Source organism: Aquabacterium sp. CECT 9606 (genome assembly GCF_918741295.1).
Lineage (GTDB): Bacteria > Pseudomonadota > Gammaproteobacteria > Burkholderiales > Burkholderiaceae_C > Aquabacterium.
Map to the genome: position 1 here is coordinate 630,924 of NZ_CAKKNB010000001.1, position 14,232 is coordinate 645,155.

General features: G+C 64.0%; 17 protein-coding genes. 8 read left to right on the forward strand and 9 right to left on the reverse strand.

Annotated features, from left to right (window positions below):
- Positions 1-32 precede the first annotated feature (32 nt).
- Positions 33-1,070: a putative solute-binding protein gene (locus LQ232_RS02880; RefSeq protein WP_230178791.1), complete on the forward strand. Its 1,038-nt coding sequence runs from the start codon at positions 33-35 to the stop codon at positions 1,068-1,070.
- A gap of 62 nt (positions 1,071-1,132) precedes the next feature.
- Here the strand turns inward: LQ232_RS02880 and LQ232_RS02885 are convergent, their stop codons facing one another.
- Positions 1,133-1,756: an RNA pyrophosphohydrolase gene (locus LQ232_RS02885; protein WP_230178793.1), complete on the reverse strand. Its 624-nt coding sequence runs from the start codon at positions 1,754-1,756 to the stop codon at positions 1,133-1,135.
- A 94-nt stretch (positions 1,757-1,850) separates the two neighbouring features.
- Between LQ232_RS02885 and LQ232_RS02890 the strand changes: the two genes are divergently transcribed.
- Both LQ232_RS02890 and LQ232_RS02895 read left to right on the forward strand, forming a co-directional pair.
- On the forward strand, positions 1,851-3,611 hold the full coding sequence (locus LQ232_RS02890; RefSeq protein ID WP_230178795.1) for a proline--tRNA ligase: 1,761 nt from the start codon (positions 1,851-1,853) through the stop codon (positions 3,609-3,611).
- A 4-nt stretch (positions 3,612-3,615) separates the two neighbouring features.
- Positions 3,616-4,272 carry a lytic transglycosylase domain-containing protein gene (locus LQ232_RS02895; RefSeq protein WP_230178797.1) on the forward strand — a complete coding sequence of 219 codons (657 nt, stop codon included), beginning with the start codon at positions 3,616-3,618 and terminating at the stop codon, positions 4,270-4,272.
- 21 nt (positions 4,273-4,293) lie between these two features.
- Here LQ232_RS02895 and LQ232_RS02900 read toward each other — a convergent pair whose 3' ends face one another.
- The 7 genes from LQ232_RS02900 to hemA form a co-directional block, all read right to left on the reverse strand.
- The gene (locus tag LQ232_RS02900; protein WP_230178799.1) at positions 4,294-5,016 is read right to left on the reverse strand and encodes a superoxide dismutase; all 723 of its coding nucleotides are present in this window, start codon (positions 5,014-5,016) and stop codon (positions 4,294-4,296) included.
- Between the two features lie 74 nt (positions 5,017-5,090).
- Complete coding sequence (locus tag LQ232_RS02905; protein WP_230178801.1) at positions 5,091-5,669, reverse strand: UbiX family flavin prenyltransferase; 579 nt, start codon at positions 5,667-5,669, stop codon at positions 5,091-5,093.
- Positions 5,666-5,983, reverse strand: coding sequence for a Grx4 family monothiol glutaredoxin (grxD, locus tag LQ232_RS02910; protein ID WP_230178803.1), 318 nt, complete (start codon positions 5,981-5,983; stop codon positions 5,666-5,668). Before grxD ends, LQ232_RS02905 begins: the two co-directional genes overlap by 4 nt.
- A gap of 61 nt (positions 5,984-6,044) precedes the next feature.
- Positions 6,045-6,746 carry a hypothetical protein gene (locus LQ232_RS02915; protein ID WP_230178805.1) on the reverse strand — a complete coding sequence of 234 codons (702 nt, stop codon included), beginning with the start codon at positions 6,744-6,746 and terminating at the stop codon, positions 6,045-6,047.
- Between the two features lie 104 nt (positions 6,747-6,850).
- On the reverse strand, positions 6,851-7,642 hold the full coding sequence (gene prmC, locus LQ232_RS02920) for a peptide chain release factor N(5)-glutamine methyltransferase (protein WP_230179705.1): 792 nt from the start codon (positions 7,640-7,642) through the stop codon (positions 6,851-6,853).
- A gap of 31 nt (positions 7,643-7,673) precedes the next feature.
- Positions 7,674-8,774 carry a peptide chain release factor 1 gene (gene prfA / locus LQ232_RS02925; RefSeq protein WP_230179706.1) on the reverse strand — a complete coding sequence of 367 codons (1,101 nt, stop codon included), beginning with the start codon at positions 8,772-8,774 and terminating at the stop codon, positions 7,674-7,676.
- A gap of 8 nt (positions 8,775-8,782) precedes the next feature.
- The gene (hemA, locus tag LQ232_RS02930) at positions 8,783-10,108 is read right to left on the reverse strand and encodes a glutamyl-tRNA reductase (RefSeq protein ID WP_230178807.1); all 1,326 of its coding nucleotides are present in this window, start codon (positions 10,106-10,108) and stop codon (positions 8,783-8,785) included.
- A gap of 49 nt (positions 10,109-10,157) precedes the next feature.
- Here hemA and LQ232_RS02935 point away from each other — a divergent pair, with 49 nt between their 5' ends.
- Genes LQ232_RS02935 through bioD form a run of 5 tightly spaced genes read left to right on the forward strand, consistent with a single transcriptional unit; the run spans position 10,158 to position 13,547 of the window.
- A complete protein-coding gene (locus LQ232_RS02935; protein ID WP_230178809.1) occupies positions 10,158-10,427 on the forward strand; it encodes a hypothetical protein in 270 nt (89 codons plus the stop codon).
- Positions 10,428-10,431: 4 nt separating this feature from the next.
- Complete coding sequence (gene queE / locus LQ232_RS02940) at positions 10,432-11,094, forward strand: 7-carboxy-7-deazaguanine synthase (RefSeq protein WP_230178811.1); 663 nt, start codon at positions 10,432-10,434, stop codon at positions 11,092-11,094.
- 14 nt (positions 11,095-11,108) lie between these two features.
- On the forward strand, positions 11,109-11,486 hold the full coding sequence (locus LQ232_RS02945; RefSeq protein ID WP_230178813.1) for a 6-carboxytetrahydropterin synthase: 378 nt from the start codon (positions 11,109-11,111) through the stop codon (positions 11,484-11,486).
- Positions 11,487-11,505: 19 nt separating this feature from the next.
- Positions 11,506-12,879 (forward strand): adenosylmethionine--8-amino-7-oxononanoate transaminase, encoded by a 1,374-nt coding sequence (bioA, locus tag LQ232_RS02950; protein WP_230178815.1) that lies wholly within the window; start codon positions 11,506-11,508, stop codon positions 12,877-12,879.
- A complete protein-coding gene (bioD, locus tag LQ232_RS02955) occupies positions 12,876-13,547 on the forward strand; it encodes a dethiobiotin synthase (protein ID WP_230178817.1) in 672 nt (223 codons plus the stop codon). The genes bioA and bioD overlap by 4 nt, the downstream gene beginning before the upstream one ends.
- 9 nt (positions 13,548-13,556) lie before the next feature.
- On the opposite strand, the gene LQ232_RS02960 is transcribed toward bioD, so the two are convergent.
- A complete protein-coding gene (locus LQ232_RS02960; RefSeq protein ID WP_230178819.1) occupies positions 13,557-14,213 on the reverse strand; it encodes a pyridoxamine 5'-phosphate oxidase family protein in 657 nt (218 codons plus the stop codon).
- Positions 14,214-14,232: the final 19 nt, after the last annotated feature.

Sequence of the window (14,232 nt, forward strand, 5' to 3'; positions counted from 1 at the left end):
CAATGTCAGGAAATCAAAGGACTCAGATGAAAATGAAATCATGGACAAAGGCCGCTGCGGCAATGGCAGTGGCAACCTGTGTGGCCAGCCCCGTCATGGCCAAGTCATTGGTCTGCGTTTGGGACGTGGCTGGCAAGTCTGGCGACGTCACCTCATCGGCCATGGACTACGTCCTGGCGATGCAGAAAAACGGCGTCGAGATGGACATCAAGGGCTACGTCGATGAACGCGTCGCGATTGAAGATTTCCGTTCCGGCCAATGTGATGCAGTGATCGCGACAACGTTGCGGACGCGGCCTTTCAACGCCATCTCCGGCTCGCTGGACAGCATTGGCGCCACCACCATCGTGCGCAACGGCAAGATCGACATCAAGGCCAGCTACGACGTCGTGCGCAAGGTCATCCAGGTGTTCAGCACGCCTCAGGCGGCCAAGCTGATGGTGGAAGGCAACTACGAAGTCGGCGGCCTGTTCCCCCTGGGCGCGGCTTACCCCATCGTGCGTGACCGCAAGATCAATTCGGTCGAAGCCCTGTCCGGCAAAAAGATCGCGGCCTTTGACTACGACAAGGCCCAGGGCGTGATGATTGGCCGCATCGGCGCACAGCCTGTGTCCGCCGACGTGACCAACATTGGTCCCAAGTTCAACAACGGGTCGGTTGACATGGTGACCTTGCCCGCGGTGGCCTACAAGCCCTTCGAGCTTTACAAGGGCATTGGCACCACCGGTGGCATCGGTCGCTTGCCGGTCCTGATTCCCACGGTGCAGATCGTGCTGAACAAGAGCAAGTTCCCTGAAGGCTTTGGCGAGAAGTCACGCCTTTACTGGCTGTCGCAGTTTGACCGCGCCTTGCACTTCATCGAGGTGGCCGAGAAGGGCATCCCTGCTTCGATGTGGGTGGACCTGCCTCCAGAAAACATTCCCAAGTACGTGCAGATGTTCCGCGAAGCCCGCATCGAGATCGCCAAAGAAGGCATCTACAACAAGCGCGGCCTGAACATCATCAAGCGCGCACGTTGCGATGTGAATCCATCTGACGCCGAGTGCGCCAGCAAGACTGAAATCGACTGAGTCGGTTGATCAGCCGGTGCTTGGGCCAGCATGATGGTCCAAGCACCGATTTGGCGCAGAAGTCAGCGGTGTGTGCCGTTGACGATGATCGTGTCATCCGGCCCGCCCAAGGAGCCGGAGTTTTCTGATCCATCCACGTCCGCATGAAGCTCATCAAGCCGGTGTGCACCGCGCATGTTCGCCCGCAAGTAGCGGTTGGGTTGTTGGCCCTGTGATTTGGGCAGGAAACGGGCCAATTCGGACAAGGCCAATTGGTAGACGTCGCGCTTGAACTCGATCACGGTTTCAAGCGGAATCCAATAGTCATGCCAACGCCAAGCGTCAAACTCGGGATGGTTTGAGGCGCGCAAGTTCATGTCCGTGTCACGGCCCATGAGCTGCAACAAGAACCAGATCTGCTTTTGGCCTTTGTAGTGGCCTCGTGCATCCTTGCGGATGAAGTGATTGGGCACCTCATAGCGCAGCCAATCGCGGGTGCGCGCAACGATGCGCACGTGGTCGGGCAGCAAGCCCACTTCTTCGTGGAGCTCGCGGAACATCGCCTGCTCAGGCGACTCGCCATGCTTGATGCCGCCTTGCGGAAACTGCCAGGAATGGGTGCGAATGCGTTTGCCCCAAAAAACCTGGTTCCGATGATTGAGCAGGATGATGCCGACGTTGGGGCGAAAGCCTTCACGGTCGAGCATAATCAACTCCGAATTTTTCAACTGATTTCATTATTGCACCGCTCGGTTGAAACGCAAGCGCGAGTCCCTAGACAACGGTGCATTTTTCATACCCATGCAAGCTTCCCAGTTCTTCATCTCCACACTCAAAGAAGCCCCGACCGATGCAGAGATCGTCAGCCACAAGCTGATGATGCGTGCCGGGTTCATCAAGAAGCTGGGCGCCGGTCTTTACAACTACATGCCCCTGGGCTTGCGCACCATACGCAAGGTGGAGGGCATCATCCGTGAAGAGATGACCCGCGCTGGTGCGGTTGAACTGTTGATGCCCGTGGTGCAACCGGCCGAGCTGTGGCAAGAGACTGGCCGCTTCGACAAGATGGGCCCTGAACTGCTGCGCGTGAAGGACCGCCATGGCCGCGACTTCATCATCCAGCCCACTTCCGAGGAAGTTGTCACGGACATCGCCCGGCAAGAGCTGCGCAGTTACCGCCAACTGCCCAAGAACTTCTACCATGTGCAAACCAAGTTCCGCGATGAGCGCCGCCCGCGTTTTGGCGTGATGCGCGGCCGCGAATTCACGATGAAGGATGCTTATTCCTTCGATCGGGATGTCGCCTCCGCTGGTAAAAGCTACGACACCATGTTTGCCGCCTACAGCCGCATCTTCGACCGCTTGGGTCTTCAATACCGAGCCGTGGCCGCCGACACTGGCGCCATCGGTGGCGACCGTTCGCACGAGTTCCAGGTCATTGCCGAAACCGGCGAGGACGCCATCGTCTACTGCCCAAGCAGCGATTACGCGGCCAACATCGAGCTGGCCGAAGGCGTGGCACTGATCGCTGCTCGCGGTGCCGCGTCCGCAGCCCTTGAAAAAGTGGCCACGCCAGGCAAAAGCACTTGTGCCGATGTGGCAGCGTTTTTGGGCTTGCCGCTGGAGCAGACCGTCAAGTCGCTGGTGCTGGCCACTGACGAGACCAACGAGGCGGGCGAGATCATCAAATCCACCGTCTGGCTGCTGCTGGTGCGTGGCGACCACGAGTTGAACGAAGTCAAGGCTGGCAAGATCGAGCTGGCGGACGGCCAAGGTTTGAAGGCTGGCTTCCGCTTCGCCACGGAAAAAGAAATCGTGGAGCACTTTGGCTGCAAGCCCGGTTACCTGGGCCCGGTGCAGTTGCTCAAGCCGGTCAAGGTGGTGGCCGACCGAACGGTGGCCAACATGGCCGATTTCGTGTGTGGCGCCAACGACGAAGGCTTCCACCTGAAGGGCGTGAACTGGGGCCGTGACCTGCCGGAGCCCGACTTGGTGACCGACCTGCGCAACGTGGTCGAAGGCGACCCGAGCCCGGACGGCCAGGGCGTGCTGGCCATCCAGCGCGGCATCGAAGTGGGCCATGTGTTCTACCTGGGCACCAAATACTCCAAGGCGATGAACGCCACCTTCCTGGACGAAGATGGCCGCCCCAAGCACTTTGAGATGGGCTGCTACGGCATTGGCGTGACCCGCATCCTGGGCGCGGCCATCGAGCAAAAGCACGATGAGCGCGGCATCATCTGGCCCGATTCGATCGCCCCGTTCACCGTGGTGATCTGTCCCATCGGCTATGACCGTTCGGTCGATGTCAAGGCGGCTGCTGACCGGTTGCACGATGACCTGGCAGCCTCGGGCATCGACGTGATCCTGGACGACCGTGGCGAGCGCCCTGGCGCGATGTTCGCGGACTGGGAGCTGATCGGTGTGCCGCACCGCGTGGTGCTGGGCGACAAGGGCCTCAAGGACGGCATTGCCGAGTACCAGGGGCGTCAGGACAAGGAGGCCACCAAGGTGGCCGTGGCGGATGTGGCGGCCTGGGTCAAGGCGCGCGTGAAGGTGTGATGGGATGAAGGCAGGCGGTCGTTCGGTGTTGGTGCGGTGGTGTTGGGTGGGGGTGGCCTCTTGCTTGTTGTCCCAGGCCGCCTGGGCGGGTGCCCAAGCCGAAGAGCCATTGGCCGATGCCGTGCGCACAGCCCTGTCGGCTGCCGCGGCCCAATCGGCGCCACCCATGCTGGTGTTCGCCGATCAAACGCAAAAATACGAGTTCGACCGCTGGGCTGATGCAGCGAGTCTGCGCCTGAAGAAGCGCAAGCCCGAAGAGCAGGTGCGCCGCGAATTCCTGCAGACGGTTTGGTACGAAGCCAAGCGCGCCGGGCTGGACCCCTCCTTGGTGCTGGGCCTGATCCAGGTCGAGAGTGGTTTCCGCAAATACGCGATCTCGTCGGTGGGCGCGCGTGGGTACATGCAGGTCATGCCCTTCTGGTCGCGCCTGATCGGCACGGGCGATCCGGCCAGCCTGTTCCACATGCAAACCAACCTGCGTTTTGGTTGCATCATCCTGCGCCATTACCTGGACCGTGAGCGTGGTGACCTGTACCTGGCACTGGGCCGCTACAACGGCAGCCGCGGCCGGCCAGAATACCCCAACGCCGTGTTCGCGGCCGTGCGCCAGTGGAAGCTGCCTGAGCAAGCCAAGCCACAGATGGTGGCCCTGCGCCCCTGACGCGTAAGGCGAGGCGGCTCATCAAGCCTTTGCCAGATTGGCCGCCACAAAATCCCAATTCAGCAGTTTGTCGAACACGGCCGCGGCGTAATTCTTGCGGCGTGACTGGTAGTCCAGGTAGTAGGCGTGTTCCCAGACGTCGATGGTGGCCAGAGGCACCAGGTTTTCTTGCGTCAGAGGCGTGTCGGCGTTGCCGGTCTTGACGACGGCCAGCTTTTTCTGGCTCTTGTCCAGCACCAGCCAGACCCAGCCCGCGCCGAACTGCTCGGTGGAGGCGGTCAGGGTGGCTTCGCGCAGGGCGGTCAGCGAGCCAAAATCGGCATCGATGCGCTTGGCCAGTTCGGCAGGCGGTGTGCCGCCACCTTTGGGGCGCAGGCTTTGCCAATAAAACGTGTGGTTCCAGACTTGCGCGGCATTGTTGAAGATGGTGCGCCGACCTTCATTGCGCGCGCTGCGCTGGATGATTTCCACCAGGCTGTCGGCGTCCACCAGGGTGGAGTTGCTCAGCAACCTGTTCAGGTTGTCCACGTAAGCGGCGTGGTGCTTGCCATGGTGTTGGGCGATGGTGCTGGCCGAGATCACCGGGCCCAGCGCGGCGGCATCCCAAGGCAGGGCCGGCAAGGTGAAGCGGGGCGCTGCTGTTTTGTCGCTTTTGTTGTCCGCGGCATGGGACCACAGCGGTGTGCTGGCCAGCGCGGCGGCGGTGGCGGCCAGCAGTTGCCGGCGTGAGGGGTCATGGGTCATTGAGGCTTCCTCCGGGTGTGATGGGGTCCCATCATGCGGAAAAACAGAGGTGCGTCAATACTGGCGTTGTTGCTCTATAGGCCTTGCCATTCTTGGGGTTGCGCACTGGCGATGCCGGCGCTGCTCAAGACGCGCTCAACGGTGTCATTGACCAACTCGTCAATGCTTTGTGGGCGGTGGTAGAACGCTGGCAAGGGCGGAAAGATGATGCCGCCCATCTCGGTCACACAGGTCATGTTGCGCAAGTGAGCCAGGTTGAAGGGCGTTTCGCGCACCATCAGGATCAGGCGCCGACGCTCTTTCAAGGTGACGTCGGCGGCTCGGGTCAGCAGGTTGTCGCCCAGTCCGTGGGCCACCGCGGCCAGCGTTTTCATGGAACAGGGCGCCACGATCATGGCGTCGGTGCTGAAGCTGCCGCTGGCAATGCAGGCGCCGATGTCGCCAGGAGCGTGGGCCTGGGTGGCCAGCGACTCAAGGGCGGACCGGTCCAGGCCCAATTCGTGGTGCACGTTCAGGATGCCTGCGGGCGTGGCAATCAGGTGGGTTTGAACCCCCAGCGCCCGCGCACGCTCAAGCAGGCGCACGCCGTAGACGGCACCGCTGGCGCCGGTGATGCCAATGATCAGCCGGCGGACTGCGCTGGGAGGATTCACTGACCTGCGGTCAAGACCTGTTGCAGCTCACCGGCTTGGTACATCTCCATCATGATGTCCGAGCCACCAATGAACTCGCCACCCACGTACAGCTGCGGGATGGTGGGCCAGTTGGCGTAATCCTTGATGCCTTGGCGGATGCCATCGTCTTCCAGGACGTTGACGGTTTGCAGGTCGGTGACACCGCAGGCTTTGAGGATCTGGATGGCGCGGCCGGAAAAACCGCACTGCGGGAATTGGGCGGTGCCCTTCATGAACAGCACCACACGGTGGCCTTTGACCAGGGAGTCAATGCGTTGTTGAACGTCACTCATGGGAATTTGCGCTCGGCTGAATTTGGGAACAAGGGCCTGTTTATATCAGGCCTGGGCCCATTCAGAAGGCGTAGCGCACAGAGACCTTGATCACAGGGCGCAGGCGCAGATCACGCACGATTTCATCCAGCCCGGCTTCGCCTTGAAGCGCGCGCGAAATGCGGCCAATATTGTTCGAGTTGACCGAAATCAGGCCCAGATCGGCATTGAAACGCCACATGCTCTCGCTGCCGGGCGAGCCCAGGCTGGCGGCGTAGCCGGCACCCACGTAGGGCAGGGTGCGGTTTTCGCCCTCGAAAGATTGGCCCCGGGCATCGCCCAGGTTCAGGTTGTCGATGCGCTGGAGGCTGAGGTTCAGGCCGCTGCCAATGGTGTCGTCGGTGCCATCGGACCAGGAGGACTGGGTGACCGCGCCACGCACCAAGCCGACCGTGGCGCGAAAGCCACCCGAAAAGTAATAGTCAGACAGCACATGGGCGCTGCGCATGCTCAGGCCGCTGGCAGGCACGGGCTGCGCGAGCACGAATGAGTCTTTGAGGGGGTCGTAGGCGCGGTCCACAACGACGCCAATGCGGCCTTCCCAGTGGGGCCAGAATTGCTGTCCGTTCAGGCTCAGGCCCTTGCCTTGGTCAGCCGCCGTGGCCGAGCGCAGCAAGTGCTGCGGCTGGGGCACCATTTGCGCGTGCGCAACCGAGGCTGCCAGGGTGCAGGCGGCGAAAAGGTAACGGCGAAGTGGGTGCGGGGCGGCGGCTTGTCGGAACATCACAAAGCTCCTGAAGAACGATTTGATGCTACGCCGCTCGGGTCGGTTTGTGGAATAGAGTTGTTAGCGTTCGTACCACCAATTTACAAGGTGACGTGATTTTGCTAAGCCTTCCCGCCTGTGCACCTAGGGTTGCCGCCAAGGTCAAAACGGGTGCTGATTTGCCCGAAGCCATGGGCCTCTAGCAGGCCTGCCACGCCAGCAGCCTGGTCGTGGCCGTGTTCCAGCACAAGCCAGCCGCCCGGCTGAAGATGAAGGGGGGCTTGGGCGATGATCAGGCGCAGATCATCCAGCCCATCCAAACCTGATGTGAGTGCTTGCTTTGGCTCAAAACCAAGTGCATCAAGGTGCTTGTCGTTTTCGGCGATGTAGGGTGGGTTGCTGACGATGAGGCCGAATCGCGCTTCGGCCACAGGCTCGAACCACGAACCATGCAGGAAGTTCACGGGCAGGCCCAGCCGCGAGGCATTGGTTTGCGCAACCGCCAGGGCGGCTTGGCTGGCGTCCACGGCGGTGATTCGGGCTTGGGGGCGCTGGTGCTGCAAAGCCAGCGCGATGGCGCCACTGCCGGTGCCCAGGTCCAGCACGCTGAAGCCGGGCTGGGCGGGGATGAGTTCCAGGGCCCAGTCGACCAGGGTTTCGGTGTCGGGCCGGGGGATGAGCACGTCGGGGCTGACGCGCAAGGTCAGGCCGTAAAACTCCTTGTCGCCCACCAGGTAAGCCAGGGGTTCACCCTGGGCGCGGCGCTGCAGCCAGGCCGCGAACCGGCTGGCTTGCTCATGGGGCAAGGCGTCCAGCTCATGGGCCAGGAGCCAGCTGCGGGGGCGCTGCAGGGCGGTGCTCAGCAGGATCTGGGCGTCCAAGCGGTCCACGCCGAGGTCGCGGGCTTGCTGCATGGCCTCGGCCACGGTGAGGGGGGGCAGGGGTTCAGACACCGGTGGCGGCTTCCAGCTCGGCCAGTTGCTCGGCGGCCTGGGCGGTGACCAGGGCTTTGATGACGTCGTCCAGATCGCCCTCCATGATGGCCAGGAGCTTGTAGAGCGTCAGGTTGATGCGGTGGTCGGTGAAGCGGCCCTGCGGGAAGTTGTAGGTGCGAATGCGGTCAGACCGGTCACCGGTGCCTACCAGACCCTTGCGGGTGGCCGCTTCTTTGGCCTGTCGCTCGCTGCGTTCGCGGTCGTTGATGCGGGCGCTGAGCACGGCCAGCGCCTTGGCCTTGTTGCGGTGCTGGCTGCGGTCGTCCTGGCATTCGGCGACGATGCCGGTGGGGATGTGCGTCACGCGCACGGCCGAGTCCGTCTTGTTGATGTGCTGGCCGCCAGCGCCGCTGGCCCGGTAGGTGTCGATGCGCAGGTCGGCCGGGTTGATGGTGATCTCTTCGGCTTCGTCGGGCTCGGGCAGCACGGCCACGGTGCACGCGCTGGTGTGGATGCGGCCTTGCGTTTCGGTAGCGGGCACGCGCTGCACGCGGTGGCCGCCGGATTCGAACTTGAGCTGACCGTAGACGTTGGCGCCTTCAAAGCGCAGCACGATTTCCTTGTAGCCGCCCAGGTCGGATTCGTTGGCCGACATGACCTCGCAGCGCCAGCCCTGGCGCTCGGCGAAGCGGGTGTACATGCGCGTCAGGTCGCCGGCGAACAGGGCGGATTCGTCGCCGCCGGTGCCGGCACGGATTTCGACGAAGGCGTTGCGGGCGTCGTCGGGGTCCTTGGGCAACAGGGCGGTTTGCAGTTCGGCTTCGACGCTGGCGATGTCGGCTTCGGCCTGGGTGATTTCTTCCTGGGCCATGGCGCGCATGTCGGCGTCGTTGGCCGATTCGATCAGCATCTGGCGGGCGGCTTCCAGATCGGAGGTGCGCTGGGCGTGGCGTTGGGCCATGTTGCACACACCGCTGACTTCGGCGTGCTCGCGCGAGAGTTCGCGGTAGCGCTTGTTGTCGGCGGCAACCGCGGGGTCGGACAGGGCTGCATCCAGCTCACGAAGGCGCAGGGCCAGGCGTTCGAGTGAGGATGCCAGCGAGGGGGCCAGGCCGCCGCTCACGACTGCGGGTCTTTCTTGAGGGGGCTCACATCGCCACGCAAAAACAGGCGCGCCAGCGAGGCGGCCACCTGGGGCCGTTGCTGGGTGTCGGCACTGTGCAGTTCGGCCATGGCGCCATGCAGCATTTTTTGGGTCAATCCTCTTGAAAGTGTGTCGAGCACGGCTTCGATGTCCTCGCCTTTGGCGATCAGCTTGCGCGCGCGGGCAATCTCGGTGGCGCGCCAGGCGTCGGCTTGTGAATTGAGCGCCTGGATCAGGGGCACGGTGCTGCGTTGGTCCAGCCAGTGCACAAAGCCTTGCACGCCGGTTTCGATGATGGCTTCGGCCTGGGTGACGGCGGCCAGGCGCTTCTCGCTGGCGGTCTGCACCAGGGCGCTCAGGTCGTCGACGGTGTACAGGTAGACGTCGTCCAGTTGGGCCACTTCGGGTTCGATGTCGCGGGGCACGGCCAGGTCCACCATGAAGATGGGGCGGCGTTTGCGGGCCTTGAGGGCGCGTTCGACGGCGCCCAGGCCGATGATGGGCAAGGAGCTGGCGGTGCAGGAGACGACGATGTCGAACTCGTGCAGGCGATCGGGCAAGTCAGCCAGGCGCAGGGCCTGGGCGCCCAGGTGGTTGGCAAGTTTTTCGCCGCGCTCCAGGGTGCGGTTGGCCACGGCCATGCTGCGCGGCGCGCGCCCTGCGAAGTGCGTTGCGGTGAGTTCGATCATTTCGCCAGCGCCCACAAACAGGATCTTGGTCTTGCCCAGGTCTTCAAACAGCTGGCTGGCCAAGCGCACGGCGGCGGCGGCCATGCTGATGGAGTGGGCGCCAATTTCGGTGGATGTGCGCACCTCCTTGGCCACGGCGAAGGAGCGCTGGAACAACTGGTGCAGGGTGGTGCCCAGGGTGCCGGCGGCATCGGCCTCGCGCACCGCTTGCTTCATCTGGCCCAGGATCTGGGGTTCGCCCAGCACCATGGAATCGAGCCCGCTGGCCACGCGGAAGGCATGGCGGGCCGCGGCGCCGCCTTCCAGCACATAGGTGTGGCGCATCAGCTCGTCGTGGCCCACGCCGCCGGTGTTGGCCAGCCAGTCAACGGCGGTGTGCTGCAAGGCGCTGGCGCGGCCACCCCAATGGCCACCCAAAGCGCAATACAGCTCGGTGCGGTTGCAAGTGGACAGCAGGGCCACTTCGGGCTGGGCGGCCAACTGCGGGGCGCCCGTCAAACGGGTGTGCAAAACCTTCAACGCCGGGGCCAGCTGATCGACGGCAAACGCGAACCGACCCCGCAAATCGACGGCGGCGGTGGTGTGGTTCAAACCCAGGGTGAGGACGGTCATATCAGGGGATTATAAAATCGAGGGTTTTTTGATGTTGCAAAGGCGTTCAATGGGCTTTCTGGATGCTTTGATCCACATGGTGAATTTTTTCCTGCCAGCATTGGGCATGGCGCTGCTGTTGCCCGCTTTGGCGCGCCTGGTGTGGTGGCGCGCCCTCAAGCCGGCCGGCTTTGCGCGGCAGGTGAAATGGGTGGCCGGGGTCAATGCCCTGGTGCTGATTGCCGGACTGATTGTGTTGGGGCGCGACGGCGCCATGGCCACGTACGCTGCCTTGGTGCTGGCGTCGAGCCTCACCGTCTGGTGGACAGGATTGCGTTGAGACCATGAGCTACAGCATCAAGGAAATGTTCTACACCCTGCAAGGCGAGGGCACGCACGCCGGACGCCCAGCGGTGTTTTGCCGCTTTGCGGGTTGCAACCTGTGGACGGGCCGCGAGGCTGACCGTGAGCAGGCCATTTGCCAGTTTTGCGACACCGAGTTCGTGGGCACCGATGGCTTGGGCGGCGGCAAGTTCGCCACCGCCGTGCAGTTGGCCGAGCGCATTGCATCGTTCTGGCCCGTCGGCGCCGAGGCGGCCGATGACCGCCGTTTCGTGGTGCTGACGGGGGGCGAGCCCTTGCTGCAAGTCGATGCCGAATTGATCGACGCCCTGCACGCGCAAGGTTTCATGATCGCGGTCGAGACCAATGGCACGATCGCCGCGCCTGCCGGCCTGGACTGGATCTGCGTGAGCCCCAAGGCCGGATCGACCTTGGTGCAAAAAAGCGGGCATGAGCTTAAAGTGGTCGTGCCCCAAAGCGGGTTCAGCACCGCGGACCTGAAGGCCATGGAAGCCCTGGACTTCGAGCAGCGCCGGGTGCAGGCCATGGACAGCGCGCAGCCCATGGCGCGGCGCTCGGCCATGGAATGGGCCGTGCAATGGTGCCTGGACAACCCGCGCTGGATGCTCAGCGTGCAGACCCACAAGACCCTGGGCATCCGTTGATTGGTATGAATTGCATGTTTGAACTGAGCCAGACTTTCACCTTCGACGCGGCCCACACGCTCAAGCGCCATGTGTCGCCTGAAGAAGCCGCGGGCAGCCGCCGCATCCACGGGCACACCTACACCGCCGAGGTCGCCGTGAAGGGCCCTCGGTTGCCCGACACCGGCATGGTGATGGACTTGTCCCTGCTGCGCGCCACGCTGGCCGAAGTGCGCAGCCAACTGGACCACCACCTTCTGGACGAGGTGCCCGGCCTGGGGGCGCCCACCTTGGAAAACCTGTGCGTGTTCATCTTTGAGCAGGTGAATGCACGCATCGCCCAGGTCACGGTGAGCATGGTGTGCGTGTCGCGGGCCGCGGGTGACCGCTGCGTCTTCCGCCCACAGGCCTGAGGTGGCCAAGCCTTTGCCCATGGCCAGCGACCTGGCCGAGCGCAGCCGCCGGGCCGTGTGGCACCCGTGCACCCAGATGAAGGGCCATGAGGCGCACCCACCGCGGGCCATTGTTCGGGGTGAGGGCCCTTGGCTGATCGACGACCAGGGCCACCGCATCCTGGATGCCGTGAGCTCGTGGTGGGTCAACCTGTTTGGCCATGGCTTTGCGCCCATCGTGGATGCCATCACCGATCAACTCAAGCAGCTGGACCACACCATGCTGGCAGGCTTGACCCACGCGCCAGTGGTTGAGTTGTCAGAGCGACTGGGCGCCTTGACTGGTCTGGGCCATGCCTTCTACGCCAGCGACGGCGCCAGCGCCACCGAGATCGCCTTGAAGATGAGCGCGCACAGCTGGCGCAACCGTGGCCTGCCCGGAAAGCACCGCTTCATCGGCTTGCAAGGGGGCTACCACGGCGAAACCGCCGGCGCCTTGTCGGTGACCGACATCCCCCTGTTCCGCGAAGCCTACGCACCCTTGCTGCGTTTGAGTGCCACCTTGCCCTCACCCGATCTGCGCCATGCAGCGGCGGGTGTCTCTGCCGACGAACACACGGCGGCCTGCATGAAGGCCTTGGCCGATTACCTCGCTGAGCACCACGCTTCCGTGGCCGCCTTGATCCTTGAGCCGCTGGTGCAGGGGGCAGCCGGCATGGGCATGTACTCGCCCGCCTATTTGAGCGCGGCGCGCGCCTTGTGCGATCAGCATCAGGTCCATTTGATCTGCGACGAGATCGCGGTGGGCTTTGGCCGCACCGGCACGATGTTCGCGCACCAGCAGGCACTCGATGCCGAAGGCCGCGCCATCCGCCCTGATTTCATCTGTCTGAGCAAGGGACTGACCGGCGGTGTGCTGCCCTTGTCGGCCGTGCTGACCACGGACGAGGTTTACGCTGCCTTCTGGGATGACCTCACGGCGCATGGTTTTCTGCATTCGCACTCGTACACCGGCAACCCTTTGGCCTGTCGTGCGGCCCTGGCGGTGCTGGACACCTTTGCCAACGAGGATGTGCTAGCCCGCAACCGCGTGATGGCCGCCAGCTTGTCCGCGCTGGCCGAGCCCATCACGCGCCATCCCCGTGTGACGGCGCACCGCCACATCGGCATGATCTGGGCGTGGGACATCGACACGAACGATGCCACCTTTGCCGCGCGTTTTCACCAGCTGGCCCTGGACGCCGGGGTGCTGTTGCGGCCCATTGGCAATTCGCTTTATTTCATGCCGCCTTATGTGCTGGCGGAGACCGACATGCGTCATTTGGTGGACTGCACCTTGCGCACACTGGACCAGGTGCTGGCCCAAACACCGGCGGCGGCCTCGTCCGCGGCCACGGCTGAGCGCCTGGCATGACGGCCTTCTTCGTGACCGGCACCGACACCGGCGTGGGCAAGACCCGCGTCAGCTGCGCTTTGCTGCATGCCCTGCAGCGCCGGTATGCGCGCGTCATTGGCATGAAGCCCGTGGCCGCTGGCACCGAGTTGATCGATGGCCGGTGGGCCAACGAGGATGTGCTCGCGCTGCGGGCGGCGTCAAGCGTGCAGGTGCCCGCCTTGTACGACAACCCCTACTTGCTGAACCAGCCGTCGTCGCCGCACATTGCCGCGCGGGCCGAGGGCGTGGACATCGACATCGAGCACATCGCCGCGTGCTTCCATGCCTTGAGGCAGCAAGCGCAGGCCGTGGTGGTGGAAGGTGCGGGCGGCTTCATCGTGCCGCTGCTGGAATCCAACGCACGCTCATCCACCAGCGCAGACCTGGCCGTTCTGTTGCACTTGCCGGTGATCTTGGTGGTGGGCGTGCGCCTGGGTTGCCTGAACCATGCCTTGTTGACGCAAGAGGCCATCCTGGCACGCGGGCTCACGCTGGCCGGTTGGGTGGCCAACCGCATCGACCCCAGCATGATCGGGCAAGACGCCAACGTGGACACCTTGCGACAAAGGCTGCAGGCGCCGTTGCTGGCCGACTGGGGCTGGGCGCCGCAGGTGGACGCCGCGAGGCTGACCATCGACTTGCCCTGAGCCAATCTGTCAAGCGTGGGTCGCCCACTGCTGCACATAGGCCGGGGTCTCTGCCGGGCACCCGGGTTCGGCCAAGGGCGGGAGCCGGGTTTGACGGAGGGGCAACACGCCGGCCCACACAGGCAGTGCGAGGTCCCCGTCCTTGTCCTTCGGGCCCCAGGCGCGGATCTTGGCCGCGGCTTCGAACAAGGGCATGCGCAGCACGGTGGTCGCGGCCAGCTCGTTGCGGTCAGGCGGGCGCGCCTCGTGGCGGCGGCCCGGTGCGAGGTGGTCCATCAAGCGGTCCAAGACCTCGGCTTTGTCCGCGTCGGGCACGGCTTCGAACGCGCCGTGGATCACCACTGACCTGAAGTTCATGGAGTGCGAGAACGCGGAGCGCGCCATCACCAGGCCGTCCAGGTGCGTGATGGCCACGCAGGCCGGCGTTCCCTGGGCCAGTGACTTCATCATCTTGCTGCCATTGGAGCCGTGGATCAGCACATGGTCGTCCACGCGCCAGACGGCGGTGGGCAGGCACAGCGGCCCGCGCTCGTCCACGAAAGACACATGGCACAAGTAGGCGGCGTCGATGATGGCGTGGATGGTGGCGCGGTCGTAGTGGCCCCGGTCTTCGGCGCGGCGAACCCGGCTGCGTTCGGTGGGGGGCGGTGCAGAAGTGGCACTCATGGTGTTGTGGTCGCTGTGT

Bases quoted from the DNA above. Each gene is read 5' to 3' on its own strand.
- LQ232_RS02880 (WP_230178791.1), top strand. From the start codon at position 33: ATGAAATCATGGACAAAGGCCGCTGCGGCAATGGCAGTGGCAACCTGT.
- LQ232_RS02885 (WP_230178793.1), bottom strand. From the start codon at position 1,756: ATGCTCGACCGTGAAGGCTTTCGCCCCAACGTCGGCATCATCCTGCTC.
- LQ232_RS02890 (WP_230178795.1), top strand. From the start codon at position 1,851: ATGCAAGCTTCCCAGTTCTTCATCTCCACACTCAAAGAAGCCCCGACC.
- LQ232_RS02895 (WP_230178797.1), top strand. From the start codon at position 3,616: ATGAAGGCAGGCGGTCGTTCGGTGTTGGTGCGGTGGTGTTGGGTGGGG.
- LQ232_RS02900 (WP_230178799.1), bottom strand. From the start codon at position 5,016: ATGACCCATGACCCCTCACGCCGGCAACTGCTGGCCGCCACCGCCGCC.
- grxD (WP_230178803.1), bottom strand. From the start codon at position 5,983: ATGAGTGACGTTCAACAACGCATTGACTCCCTGGTCAAAGGCCACCGT.
- LQ232_RS02915 (WP_230178805.1), bottom strand. From the start codon at position 6,746: ATGTTCCGACAAGCCGCCGCCCCGCACCCACTTCGCCGTTACCTTTTC.
- prmC (WP_230179705.1), bottom strand. From the start codon at position 7,642: ATGCAGCAAGCCCGCGACCTCGGCGTGGACCGCTTGGACGCCCAGATC.
- hemA (WP_230178807.1), bottom strand. From the start codon at position 10,108: ATGACCGTCCTCACCCTGGGTTTGAACCACACCACCGCCGCCGTCGAT.
- LQ232_RS02935 (WP_230178809.1), top strand. From the start codon at position 10,158: ATGGGCTTTCTGGATGCTTTGATCCACATGGTGAATTTTTTCCTGCCA.
- queE (WP_230178811.1), top strand. From the start codon at position 10,432: ATGAGCTACAGCATCAAGGAAATGTTCTACACCCTGCAAGGCGAGGGC.
- LQ232_RS02945 (WP_230178813.1), top strand. From the start codon at position 11,109: ATGTTTGAACTGAGCCAGACTTTCACCTTCGACGCGGCCCACACGCTC.
- bioA (WP_230178815.1), top strand. From the start codon at position 11,506: ATGGCCAGCGACCTGGCCGAGCGCAGCCGCCGGGCCGTGTGGCACCCG.
- bioD (WP_230178817.1), top strand. From the start codon at position 12,876: ATGACGGCCTTCTTCGTGACCGGCACCGACACCGGCGTGGGCAAGACC.
- LQ232_RS02960 (WP_230178819.1), bottom strand. From the start codon at position 14,213: ATGAGTGCCACTTCTGCACCGCCCCCCACCGAACGCAGCCGGGTTCGC.